Origin of the sequence: Streptomyces sp. NBC_01013 (assembly GCF_045162765.1) — a bacterium.
In the GTDB taxonomy this organism is placed as follows: domain Bacteria; phylum Actinomycetota; class Actinomycetes; order Streptomycetales; family Streptomycetaceae; genus Streptomyces.
This window is the reverse complement of record NZ_CP108687.1, coordinates 7,551,291-7,563,839: the sequence shown is the minus strand read 5'-3', so window position 1 is coordinate 7,563,839 and position 12,549 is coordinate 7,551,291. Positions and strand designations below refer to the sequence as shown.

General features: G+C 71.2%; 8 protein-coding genes and 1 pseudogene. 6 read left to right on the top strand and 3 right to left on the bottom strand.

Annotated elements, in window-relative coordinates; translation table 11 throughout:
- Positions 1–90: 90 nt before the first annotated feature.
- A pseudogene (locus OG538_RS32840) lies at positions 91–219 on the bottom strand (phage baseplate assembly protein V); the annotation flags it as partial.
- A 102-nt stretch (positions 220–321) separates the two neighbouring features.
- Between OG538_RS32840 and OG538_RS32835 the strand changes: the two are divergent.
- Together OG538_RS32835 and OG538_RS32830 are read left to right on the top strand one after the other, a co-directional pair.
- Positions 322–1,188 carry a universal stress protein gene (locus OG538_RS32835; RefSeq protein WP_406099152.1) on the top strand — a complete coding sequence of 289 codons (867 nt, stop codon included), beginning with the start codon at positions 322–324 and terminating at the stop codon, positions 1,186–1,188.
- A 103-nt stretch (positions 1,189–1,291) separates the two neighbouring features.
- Positions 1,292–2,764, top strand: a complete 1,473-nt coding sequence (locus tag OG538_RS32830) for an AAA family ATPase (RefSeq protein WP_406099151.1) — start codon at positions 1,292–1,294, stop codon at positions 2,762–2,764.
- Positions 2,765–2,977: 213 nt separating this feature from the next.
- Here OG538_RS32830 and OG538_RS32825 read toward each other — a convergent pair whose 3' ends face one another.
- Positions 2,978–3,853, bottom strand: coding sequence for a universal stress protein (locus OG538_RS32825; protein ID WP_406099149.1), 876 nt, complete (start codon positions 3,851–3,853; stop codon positions 2,978–2,980).
- A gap of 490 nt (positions 3,854–4,343) precedes the next feature.
- Between OG538_RS32825 and OG538_RS32820 the strand changes: the two genes are divergently transcribed.
- The 3 genes from OG538_RS32820 (at position 4,344) to OG538_RS32810 (ending at position 7,558) form a co-directional block, all read left to right on the top strand.
- On the top strand, positions 4,344–5,372 hold the full coding sequence (locus OG538_RS32820; RefSeq protein ID WP_406099147.1) for a zinc-binding alcohol dehydrogenase family protein: 1,029 nt from the start codon (positions 4,344–4,346) through the stop codon (positions 5,370–5,372).
- Between the two features lie 236 nt (positions 5,373–5,608).
- Positions 5,609–6,094, top strand: coding sequence for an Lrp/AsnC family transcriptional regulator (locus tag OG538_RS32815; protein WP_406099145.1), 486 nt, complete (start codon positions 5,609–5,611; stop codon positions 6,092–6,094).
- Positions 6,095–6,421: 327 nt separating this feature from the next.
- A complete protein-coding gene (locus tag OG538_RS32810) occupies positions 6,422–7,558 on the top strand; it encodes a serine/threonine-protein kinase (RefSeq protein WP_406100399.1) in 1,137 nt (378 codons plus the stop codon).
- A gap of 21 nt (positions 7,559–7,579) precedes the next feature.
- On the opposite strand, the gene OG538_RS32805 is transcribed toward OG538_RS32810, so the two are convergent.
- Positions 7,580–8,572 carry an aldo/keto reductase gene (locus tag OG538_RS32805; protein ID WP_406099144.1) on the bottom strand — a complete coding sequence of 331 codons (993 nt, stop codon included), beginning with the start codon at positions 8,570–8,572 and terminating at the stop codon, positions 7,580–7,582.
- A gap of 493 nt (positions 8,573–9,065) precedes the next feature.
- Here OG538_RS32805 and OG538_RS32800 point away from each other — a divergent pair, with 493 nt between their 5' ends.
- Entirely contained in the window at positions 9,066–12,545 is a 3,480-nt protein-coding gene (locus tag OG538_RS32800) for a M28 family peptidase (RefSeq protein ID WP_406100398.1), read from the top strand.
- The last annotated feature ends 4 nt before the right edge of the window (positions 12,546–12,549 follow it).

Sequence of the window (12,549 nt, the reverse complement as noted above, 5' to 3'; positions counted from 1 at the left end):
TGGTCCAGTATCGCTTCCCGTGCCCTGCCGCGACGGAGCCAACGGACCAACCTCGCGTGAACCGCGGCCACCGCGGGGCTCCGGATCGCCGCCCCCGAACTCGACCCACACATTCGCCCCGACCGGCGGCGTCGCGAGCAGTCCGACTGCCGGCCCGGCGTGGGGGGACACTGGCCGGCGCGCTGAGGTGACGGCCCCGAGACCGGTGCGCGACCACATGCGCCGCAGGACGGTTTGCGGTACTCCTCAAGAGAGGAAGCCGCGCCCCGGCGCGCGGACGCACCCCGCCTCACCAAATTCGCAGGAAGGGAGGCAGGCCCCGTGGAGCCAGTCATCACCGTGGGCCTCGACGGTTCACCCGAGAGCCTCGCGGCAGCTCATTGGGGCGCCGACGAGGCCGTACGCCGCGCATTGACGGTGCGCCTGCTCCACGCGTGGCCCATGCTGGTGCCGGAGCCGACCCACATTCCCTCCGAGATCGATCAGAACTACTGGGCGAAGCGGCTCGTGCACAACGCGAAGGCGCAGCTCCAGACACGGCACCCCGGCCTCTCCGTCGTCGGCAGCCTCGTCGCCGACGACGCCCAGAACGCGCTGCTGGAGGCGGCATCGGCATCCGAAATGCTGGTACTCGGTTCGCGGGGCCTGGCGCCTGTCGCAAGCTACTTTCTGGGCGACATCAGCATGCCCGTCGTGGCACGGGCCGATCGTCCCGTGGTTCTGGTACGGGCCGGCGACGGCCACGAAGGAGTACCGCCTGCTCCCGGTGGGGTAGTGGTGGCGCTGAAACTCAACGGCCCCTGCGACGACGTGCTCGATTTCGCCTTCCACACCGCCGCTGCACGCGGCGTGAGCCTCCGGGCCGTTCACGGCCGGAGCCTGCCGCTCCATGCGCACGTTCCCTGGGGAGTCGACCACAGCGTCACCGAAGAGATCGCTCAGGACGCACGGAAGCGCCTGAGCAAGGTGCTCTCCCGGTGGCACGAAAGGTTTCCTGACGTAGAGGTGGTGGAAGTCGCCCGTCTCGAAAGCCCGGCCGAGGCGGTCGTGCGGGCCGCCACGGGGGCCGAACTGTTGGTCGTCGGCCGACGCAGGGGCCGTCCCACCCCGGCCCCGCGCCTGGGCTCAGTAGCGCACGCCGCCCTGCACCACGCTCGGTGCCCTGTCGCCGTCGTCTCCCATGAGTGAGCCCGCGCGCGCCGGCGAGCGAACCTCGTCGCCGCAACGGTTCGGCGCATCCGTGCCACGAACGGGTGCCGCACCTGGAACGCCACCGGTCCCGCGGGCTGAGGTGCGGGAAACCCACACCTCCACCCTGTTCTTCGTCGGTGACCGCGTCTACAAGCTCAAGAAGCCGGTCGATCTCAAGTTCCTCGACTACACCACCGTGGAAGCACGGCGGACCGCGTGCGAGCGGGAGGTCGCGCTCAACCGTCGTTTCGCCCCGGACGTCTACCTGGGTGCCGGCGAAATCCGGGTTCCGCACGCGACTCCCGAGCCCCTCGTGGTGATGCGCCGGATGCCGGCGGAGCGCCGCCTGTCACAGCTCGTCCGGGAAGGAGCGGCCGTCGACGACGCCGTGCGGGACGTGGCCCGGCTGCTCGCCACCTGCCACGCGGACGCGCCGCGCAGCCAGGACGTGGACGCCCAGGGCACGCGGGACGCGCTGTCGGCCCGCTGGGAAGCGAGCTTCGCCCAGGTTCGTGCTCTGACCGACAAGGGGCCTGTGCCCGAAGGGGTGGAGGAGATCGAGTGGCTGGTACGCCGCTATCTCGCCGGCCGCGAGCAGTTGTTCGCCCTTCGCATCGACCAGGGACGGATCGTTGACGGCCATGGGGACCTGCTCGCCGACGACATCTTCTGCCTCGACGACGGCCCACGTGTCCTGGACTGCCTGGAGTTCGACGACCACCTCCGCTACGTGGACGGCCTCGACGACGTCGCCTTCCTCGCCATGGACCTGGAACAGCTCGACGCCACGGAAACCGCAGCGTTCTTCCTCGCCCGGTACAGCGAGTACTCCGGCGACTCCGCGCCGCCGTCCCTCCGGCATCACTACGTCGCGTATCGCGCATTCGTCCGTGCCAAGGTCTCCCTGATCCAGGCCCACCAGGGTGCTCCGGGCGCTGACGTCGCCGCCCGGCAGCTGATCACGACGACCTTGCGCCATCTGCGCACCGCCGCTGTCGGCCTCACCCTCGTCGGCGGGCTCCCCGGAAGCGGGAAGTCCACACTCTCCGGCGCCCTTGCCGATCGTCTCGGCGTCACGCTGCTCAGCAGCGACCGTCTCCGCAAAGAGCTGGCGGGCATCCCGGTGGACCAGCCGGCCGCCGCCCCGTACGGCGAAGGTCTGTACACCGCCGAGTGGACCGCGAAGACGTACAGCACCTTGCTGGAGCGCGCCTGCGCCCTGCTCTCCCGCGGCGAGTCCGTCGTCCTCGACGCGACCTGGTCGCACGAGGAACAGCGCGAAGCCGCCCGGCGCACCGCCGAACGCACCAGCGCCGACCTCGTGGCCCTGCACTGTCAGGTACCGGGTGCCGTGTCGGCTTCCCGTCTGGCCACCCGCGGCCGCGGGGCGTCCGACGCCGGTCTCGACGTCGCCACCGCCATGGCACAGGATGAGCCACCGTGGACCGGGGCCATCACGGTCGACAGCAGCGGTCCCTTGGAAGCCTCCGTGGCCCAGGCGCTCGGGGCCGTGCACCGGTCCGCCTCCGGCCGGGCACCGGTCTTTCGCCGGCCCTACATGGAGCCCGATTAAGGGCTGTCCCGCAATTCCTGGTGGATCAGCGCGCGGCGTCAGATGCGGTGCCGGTGGTGTGGCCCCCGCTTCGAACGATAGGCGCGCTTGTGGCGGGGCGCTCGGTCGTGGTGCCCGGCCGGGGAGGCCGCGCGGCCCTCGGGCCGCAGCCACGGTCCGCCGTGGCCCGAGGCGCCTCCGTGACCGAGAGCCCCGCGGACCGCGGGTTCGCGCTCAGGGGGTTTCCGGGACGACGGCGACGGGACAGGACGCGTAGTGCAACAACGCATGGCTGACCCGCCCCAGGTGCGTGCCGTGGTGTGTCCCGGAACGGCGCGCACCGACGACCAGGAGCTCTGCTCCCCCGGCCTCTTCGATCAGTACCTGGTGGACGGGCCCCTGCAGCACGGTCCGGCGGACCATGGCACCGGACCCGGTCCGGTCCAGGACGGCCAGGACATCATCGAGGTGTTCCTCGGCCCGTCGGCGATGCACGGCCGCCGCGGAGACCGCGAGGAGCGGATGATCCGCGGTTTCGTGGGCCGGGCAGCGCCAGGCACGGACGGCAACCAGCTCACCGTGGCGCGAGGTCGCTCGGGCGAACGCGAAACGAGCGGCTGCCGACGGTCCCGCGGCGTCGCCGATTCCGACGACGACGCGGCCCAGTTTCGGCTGAGCGTCCGGGACGGTCGCCGGAATCACGACAACCGGGCAGTGGGACCGGCCCGCGACGGCCAGGCTGACGGATCCCAGGAGCGTCCCTGCGATCCGGCCCCGACCACGAGAGCCGAGTACGACCAGCGTGGCCTCGTAGCTCTCCCGGACGAGTGCGCTCACGGGGTCTGCGGGCTGTACGTCGGCGACCACCCGCACCTCCGTCCGGAGGCGTCGCGCACGCTCCTGCGCGGACGCGACCAGATGCTCGGCGAGGATCTGCTCGGCCGGACGCCTGGTGTCGAAAGTGGGGCGCATGCCTTCGTAGTGCTCCCACAGCGACGCATGGACGACGCGCAGGGGAAGCTGTGCGCGTGCCGCTTCCGCGGTGGCCCAGTCCAGGGCTCGGAGGCTGCCCTCTGATCCGTCCACACCGACGACTATCGGGAGCTCCATGGTTCCCGCCACCTTTCCTGCCCGAACGGCTGCCCGCTCAGGAGCGCACGGTCCGGGGTCCGGGTGCGGACCGTCAGTGCGCGGTCGAGGGCTCCGTCGCGCACACAGGGGCCTCCCACCGCTCCACGGACCGGGCGGAGGCCATCCCCGGTTGCCCCGACGGGTACGGGCGAGCGGCCGTACGGTCATCGCGGTCCCTTGACCAGCCGTGTCGGCCGGAAATGGTGGCCGCGGTCCGGCGCCGCCGGCGGAAGCGCAGCAGCCCGGGTTCCTTTCCGGGCGCGGCCAAGGATGCTGGTGCGCCGGCATCGCCGATCCCTTTTCCGTCAGGTGGCAGCGTGATGACCATCCCATCCCCGCAGCCGGGGCGGGAGGGGCCCGGCAGGCCCCGGCGGGGACCGACCGGCCCATGCGGCACCTCGGAGATCCGTCGGTCAAGGACCATGCGCCAGCGTTTGCCCGGCCTTGCGGCCCGCGCCAAGCTGGGGGCATGGCGAGTGAGCCGGCTTCGCACATGCTGACCGGGTGGGCCGTCGAGTCTCCTGGTCCGATCATGGACGGCCCGCTGAGGCCGGTGCGCCGTGCGGTGCCCTCGCCGGGGCCCGGGGATCTGTTGCTGCGGGTGGAGGCGTGCGGCGTCTGCCGCACGGATCTGCACCTTGCCGAGGGTGATCTGGCGCCGCACCGGGCGTCCACGGTTCCCGGCCACGAGATCGTCGGCCGGGTTACCGCCGTCGGCGAGTCCGTCACGGCGTTCCGGGTCGGTGACCGAGCCGGCGGGGCGTGGCTGCGCAGCACCTGCGGTCACTGCCGTTACTGCCGGGCCGGCCAGGAGAACCTGTGCCCGGCCTCCCTCTACACCGGGTGGGACGCGGACGGAGGTTTCGCCGACGTCGCCCTCGTTCCGGCCGACTACGCGTACGCGCTCCCGGACGACCAGGACGCCGCGTCGCTGGCGCCGCTGCTGTGTGCGGGAATCATCGGCTACCGGGCCCTACGGCGGAGCGCCTTGCCGCCGAAGGGCCGGCTCGGGATCTACGGCTTCGGGGCCTCTGCCCATCTGGCGGCGCAGGTCGCCCTGGCCGAAGGGGCGACCGTGCACGTGCTCACCCGTTCGGCACGTGCACGTGAACTCGCCGTCGAGCTGGGCGCCTCCTCCGTCGGCGGCGCCTACGACCGCCCGCCCGAACCGCTGGATTCGGCGATCCTGTTCGCACCGGTGGGCGATCTGGTGCCCGTGGCACTGGAGGCTCTGGACCGGTCGGGAACGCTCGCCGTCGCGGGCATCCATCTCACCGACATACCCGTGCTCACGTACCGGCGCCACCTCTTCGAAGAGCGGAATCTGCGCAGTGTCACCTCCAACACCCGGCAGGACGGCCGCGACTTCCTGGCCACGGCGGCGCAGATCGGCATCAGGGTCACCGTCAGCCCGTATCCGCTGAGCCATGCCGACCGGGCGCTGAGGGACCTGGCGGCGGACCAGGTCAGCGGCGCCGCCGTGCTCGTGCCCGGATGACCCGCCGCCACGTACGCCTCGGACGCCTCCCGAGAGGTCTCGGCACCGCCCTCGTCCGCAGCACCCCTCGGCGGCCGGCCGTCCACCCCGAGAAAACCTTGGCCACGCCTTCCTTCTGAAGGCGTGCAGGAGACCGCTGAGCCCGTTGCGCATCCGCGTACACCCTGCGCGGTCGCCACTGCGCCATTGGTACAGTCTCTGCCCCGACCGACGTACCACGGAGAGGCCGGCGAACCATGGCGGTGGACGCGCTCGACACCCGGATCCTGCGGTTGCTCATCGAGCAGCCGCAGACGAGCGTGCGCGAGTACGCGCGGATCCTCTCCATCGCCCGGGGCACCCTCCAGGCCCGGATCGACCGCCTCGAACGGGACGGTGTGATCACGGGAAGCGGGCCGTTCCTCTCCCCCGCCGCCCTCGGACACCCGGTGCTCGCCTTCGTGCACCTGGAGGTGACCCAGGGCCATCTCGACGACGTGGGCGAGGCACTCGCCGCGTTGCCGGAGATCATCGAGGTCTTCTCCACGACGGGCGGCGGCGATCTGCTGGCCCGGGTCGTGGCGCGGGACAACGGACATCTGGAGGACGTGATCCAGCAGCTGATCCAGCTTCCTGGCGTCGTCAGGACCCGGACCGAGGTGGCACTGCGAGAACGGGTGCCGCACCGGCTGCTGCCGCTGGTGGAGTCGCTGGGCGGGGCGGCCTCCCCCGGCCTGGGATGACGCTACGGTGTGCCCGCCTTCACCGGGGACAGCACGCCCGCACCAACGGGACCCCGGCCGGCCTGGGCCCGAGGGAATCTGTCGGCCCGTCACCGCGCAGGAGGCCGGGGTGGGGTGACGGCCGGTCGCCCCCGGTCCGCGCGCCGGATATCCTGATCTTGCCGCGTGCCCCGCCCCGCCCCTCGTTCCAGGCGAGGTCGCCGCCGCGGCGGCCGGAGCGGTCCTCGGCCCCGGGCTTTCCGAGTTACGCGAGCTATTCGAGATAGGTGTGCACAGGTGCTGGTTGCTGGTCGGTACCGATTGATATCCGCCATCGGCCGTGGCGGGATGGGCGAGGTCTGGCAGGCCACGGACGAGGTCCTCGGAAGGGCCGTCGCCGTGAAGCTGCTGCTGGGTGAGCACGCCGACGAGTCGGCGACCGCACGGTTCCGGCTGGAGGCCCAGACCGCCGCCCGGCTGAGCCACCCGCATCTGGTGGCCGTGTTCGACTTCGGGGCCTGGGAGGACCGGCTCTTCCTGGTGATGGAGCTGGTCGAGGGCAGGAGCCTCTCCGACCTGCTTCTGTCGCAGGAGCGGCTGGGGCCGGAGCAGGTGGCGCGGATCGCCGGCCAGGCGGCCGCCGGACTGGCGGCGGCCCACCGGCAGGGCATCGTCCACCGGGACATCAAGCCGGGAAACCTCATGCTGGATGCCGAAGGCTCCGTGAAGATCGGCGACTTCGGCATCGCCCAGTTCGTCGACGACCCCTCGGCCGCCCTCACCACCACGGGCCACATCGTCGGCACGAGTCTCTACCTGGCTCCGGAGCGAGCCCTCGGCCGCACCGCCGATGCCGCCTCGGACATGTACTCCCTCGGCTGCGTCATCTACCAACTGCTGCTCGGTCAGCCGCCGTTCCGGTCGGACACCCCGACCGCGACGCTGTACCAGCACGTGGACACGCCTCCCGTACCGCTGCGTCAGCGTGGCGTCGACATGTCGCCGGCCTTCGACTCGTACCTCCTGGGTCTGCTCGCGAAGCAGCCGGAGGACCGGCCCACCGCCCAGCAGGTCGCCGACTGGTTCCACAGCGAGGCCTGGCGGGGGCAGGCGGAGCCGCTGCCGCAGCACCGGCCCGCTCCCCCGCGCGCGCCGGCCGCGGTCTACGCGCCGACGCCGGCGCCGCCCTCGCGTGCCACGCCGCACTCCGGCACGGACTCCGGTGCCCCGACGACGTACCGGCTACCCCAGACACACGGCGGGGGGCGGCGTGCGGCGAGCCGGCCCCGGAACACCCGGCGGCGCAGCACCCGCGAGGCGATCAGACGCCGGCCCAGAGTGGCGAGCGCCATCGCGGGTACGGTCGCCTTCCTCGCTGCCGTCTACCTGGGGATGAGCCTGTTCTCACCCGAATCCAGCTCGGCCACCACTCCGGACGGCGGCACCTCGACGACCGGGCCGCAGTCCCCCGCATCCGGCCGGTAGCCGGGGGCCGCGCGGGGCCCGCTACCAGCGGTCGTGGACCGACGCGCGGATCCGGCGGTCATAGAGGTCCCGCACCGCGTCGAGCGTCGCTTGCGGCAGCGGGGCCAGCGCTGCCGCGGACGCGTTGGCCCGGGCCTGTTCCACCGATCGGGCACCGGGGATCACGCTCGTGACGCCGTCCTGCTGAATGATCCAGCGCAGCGCCGTCTGCGCGGGGGTCGCCCCTTCCGGAGCCAGCCCGGCGAACTCTGCCGCCGCGGCCACCCCGGTCGCATACTCGATCCCGGAAAAGGTCTCGCCCTGGTCGAACGCCTCCCCGTGCCGGTTGTACGTGCGGTGGTCCTCGGGCGCGAAGACGGTGTCCGCGGTGTACTTACCGGAGAGCAGCCCGGAGGCGAGCGGTACCCGTGCGACGATGCCGACTCCGGCCGCGCGAGCGGCCGGCAGGACCTCGTCCAGAGGCTTGAGGCGGAACGGGTTGAGGATGATCTGCACGCTCGCGACGCCGGGGCGGGCGATGGCCGTCAGCGCCTCGGCACACGTTTCGACACTCACCCCGTAGGCGGCGATCCGCTGCTCGGCCACCAGCGTGTCGAGGGCGTCGTAGACCTCGTCCGAGGAGTACACGGCAGTGGGCGGACAGTGCAGCTGCACGAGATCGAGGGTGTCGACCCCGAGGTTGGCCCGCGATCGGTCGTTCCACGTACGGAAGTTGTCCAGGACGTAGTTCTCCGGCACCTGATCGACGCGCCGGCCCATCTTCGTGGCCACGAGGACGCCCGCGTCGGGGCGCTCCTTCAGGTATCGGCCGATGAGCTGTTCGCTGCGTCCGTCCCCGTACACGTCCGCGGTGTCGAAGAAGGTGACACCCGCCCCGACGGCGGCGTCGAGGACCCCGAAGGCATCCGCCTCGCGCACCTCGCCCCAGTCCCCGCCGAGCTGCCACGTGCCCTGCCCGACGACCGAGACGCCTCGTCCGGTCCTGCCCAGTTCTCGCTGCTCCATGGGGATCATGCTACGTCCGCCGGGTGGCTGGTCCGGGGCGCCGCCGCAGGCCGGGCGGGAGATCCTCCTCCTTCCCGTTCCGGCCAGGGCGCCCGGCTGCTCGCTGACCGGCGCGGGCCCCTCCGTCCACAGACTCGCCCCGTCGAAGGGGGCGCGGCCAGGCCGGCGGGTGTTCTCCTCGGCCTGTCGTCGCCGTTGCCCGGCCCTCGTCGCCCCTGTCACCCTCCTTGCCCTCGCGCCTCACCGGACCCTCGCGCCCCCGTCCCCCTTCCTGTGCGCCGGCTGTGCGATCGCACCATGGCGACTTGACCAGACTTGCCAAGTCCCTTTCACCTGACCGCAGTTCGTTGACGAGTTCATGCCTACGTGTGAGTGTTCGGTCGCCCGATCACGGACACCACCTGGGCGGACGACCTGCGCCGACGGCACGGGCGGGTCCGCCACGCCGCTGCCCGTGACCGAGGTCCCCACGAACCGAGGAGCCTCGATGAAACGCAGACCGATGACGGCCGGGACAACCCTGGCCGTCCTCGCCGGAATGCTGGTCGCCACGAGTGGCCAGTCAGCTTCCGCAGAACCGTCTCCGCCAGCCCCCACCGCCCTGTCGACCGCCGTGACGGCCGCCGACCGGGCGGCGGCCAGTGGTCTCGACGCCCCGGCCAAGGGGCCGGAGGAGCGGTACGAGCGACAGATGGTGACCCCCTGGGTCAACGGCCTCTACTCCATCGCGTACGAACGTACCTACCGCGGACTGCCGGTCGTCGGCGGTGACGCCGTCGTGGTGGCCGACTCCAAGGGGCGCATCCGCGGATCCCGGTCGGCGGTTTCCCGGCGTATCAACGTGCCGGTCACCGCGACCGTCTCCGCCAAGGCCGCCGAAGCCACCTCGCGCAAGAGGCTCCGCACGGTGGAGCGGGTCGACAGCCACCGGCTGGTCGTCCGGGCCACCGGAACGAAGTCCCGGCTTGCCTGGGAGACCGTCCTCACCGGCCGGACCGCGAAGGCGCCGGGCCGGCTGCACGTCTTCGTCGACGCCGGCACCGGTGCGGTGCTCGACAGCTACGACGACGTCAAGGCGGGCACCGGCAACAGCCAGTGGAACGGTCCGTCCCCGCTGTCCATCAACACCACCTCATCGGGTGGCAGTTACTCGCTGCGCGACCCGGCCCGCCCCGGGCTGAGCTGCGCCGACTACAGCACCGGAAGTGTCTACACCAAGTCGAGCGACTCCTGGGGAACCGGCAGCGCCTCCAGCAAGGAGACCGGCTGCGTCGACGTCATGTGGGCGGCCCAGCACGAGTGGGACATGCTGCGTGACTGGCTGGGGCGCAACGGGCACGACGGCAACGGCCGCAGCTGGCCGGTCAAGGTCGGTCTGAACGACGTCAACGCCTACTGGGACGGGTCCAGCGTCTCCATCGGCCACAACAACGCCAATCAGTGGATCGGCGCCATGGACGTCGTGGGCCATGAGTTCGGCCACGGCATCGACCAGTACACGCCCGGCGGCGCCAACAACGAGTCGGGTCTCGGCGAGGCCACCGGCGACATCATGGGCGCGCTGACCGAGGCGTACACCAACGAGCCCGCCCCCTACGACGACCCGGACTACACCGTCGGCGAGAAGATCGACCTGGTGGGCGACGGACCGATCCGGATCATGTACAACCCGGGACAGATCGGTGACCCGAACTGCTACAGCTCCTCCATACCCAGCACTGAGGAGCACGCGGCGGCCGGCCCCCTCAACCACTGGTTCTACCTGCTGGCCGAGGGCTCGAACCCCGGAGGCGGCAAGCCGTCCAGCCCCACCTGCAACAGTTCCTCGGTGACCGGTGTGGGTATCCAGAGCGCCGGCAAGGTCTTCTACGGCGGGATGCTGCTGAAGACCAGCGGTATGACGTACAAGCGCTACCGCAGCGCCACGCTGACCTCGGCCAAGAACCTCGACGCCACCTGTGTGCTGTTCAACCGGGCGAAGGCGGCCTGGGACGCGGTGAGCGTCCCCGCCCAGAGCGGCGACCCGGCCTGCACCCCGAGCGGAAACAACGACTTCTCCATGTCGCTCGACCCGGCCGCAGGCTCGGTGAAGCCGGGTAGTTCGGTGACGGCCGCGGTCAGGACCACCGTGTCGTCGGGCAGCGCGCAGACGGTGAACCTGTCGGCGGCCGGGCAGCCGAGCGGTGTGACCGTCTCCTTCAGCCCGGCCTCGGTGCAGTCCGGCGCGACCTCGGCCATGACCGTATCGACGACTTCGGCCGCGGCTCCCGGTACGTACACCCTCACGGTGAAGGGCGCCGGCACCCAGGACCACACCGCGCAGTACACGCTGACCATCGGTGACGGCGGGAACCCGGGTGGCACCGCCCCCGACATCAGCGTCGCCAACGTGCAGACGCATCTGTCGCAGCTGAACACCATCGCCTCGCAGAACGGCGGCAACCGGCGGGCCGGCAGCAGCGGCTACACCGCCTCCCTCGCCTATGTGAAGGGCAAGCTGCAGGCAGCCGGCTACACCGTCAGCGAGCAGACCTGCACCACCTGCACCTACCGGGGCAACAACCTGATCGCGGACTGGCCGGGCGGCCCGGCCGACCGCACCGTGATGTTCGGCGCCCACCTCGACGGTGTGGCCGCCGGGCCGGGAATCAACGACAACGGCTCCGGTTCCGCCACGCTTCTGGAGAACGCGCTCGCCCTCGCCCAGCAGAACCCGACGATGACCAAGCATGTGCGCTTCGCCTGGTGGAACGGCGAGGAGCAGGGTCTGGAGGGCTCCGAGTACTACGTCGGCCAGCTCTCCGCCGCCCAACGGACGGCCATCTCCGCGTACTACAACTTCGACATGGTCGCCTCCACCAACGGCGGCTACTTCATCAACAACCTCAACTCGGCCGCGTCGGCTCCGATGAAGGAGTACTGGACGTCCCTCGGCCTCGCCCCGGAGGAGAACGTCGAGGGTCAGGGGCGCTCCGACGACTACTCGTTCCAGCAGGGCGGGATCGCCACGTCGGGGTACGCGACCGGTGCCAGTGACACCAAGTCCTCCGCCCAGGCCACCAAGTGGGGCGGCACGGCGGGTCGTTCGTACGACCCGTGCTACCACCAGTCGTGCGACACCACGGCCAACATCAACGCGACCGCACTCGACCGCAGCGCGGACGGGGTCGCCTACACCGTGTGGAAGACGGCGGTCGGCACCACCGCGCCCGCCGACGACTTCTCCGTCTCGGTGAGTCCGGTGTCCGGCAGTGTCCAGCCGGGAGCCTCCGTCACCGCCACCGTGTCCACGGCCACGACCGGCGGTACGGCCCAGAGCGTGCGGTTCTCGGCCTCCGGTGCGCCGAGCGGTGTCTCGGTGTCCTTCGCTCCGTCCTCCGTGCAGTCGGGCTCCTCTTCGACGATGACCGTCTCCGCCGGGGCCCAGACCACCGCGGGTACGTACACCCTCACCGTGACCGGGACGGGCACGGTCACCCACACGACCACCTACTCGCTGGTCGTAGGGGGTGGCGGAGGCTGCCAGGCACGGCAGGTCGTCGCCAATGGCGGTTTCGAGAACGGCACGACTCCGTGGACCCAGTCGGACGGGGTCATCAACAACCGGACCTCCGAGAAGCCCGCGCACAGCGGCGCGTATCAGGCCTGGTTCGGCGGCTGGGGCAGCACCCACAGCGACACGGCCACCCAGTCAGTGGCGGTTCCGGCGGGCTGTTCGACGTACCGGCTGTCCTTCTACCTGATGACCGACACGGACGAGTCGGCGGGTGACGCGACCGCCTACGACACGTTCACCGTGAAACTGGGTTCCCGGACGCTGGCGACCTACTCGAATCTCGACGCGAGCAGTGGCTATGTCCAGCAGTCCTTCGACGTCGGCTCCGCCGCGGGGCAGACGGTGACCCTGGGGTTCACCAGCAAGGAGGACGCCTACCTGCAGACGAGCTTCGTCGTGGACGACGTGGCGCTGAACGTGAGCTGATCCA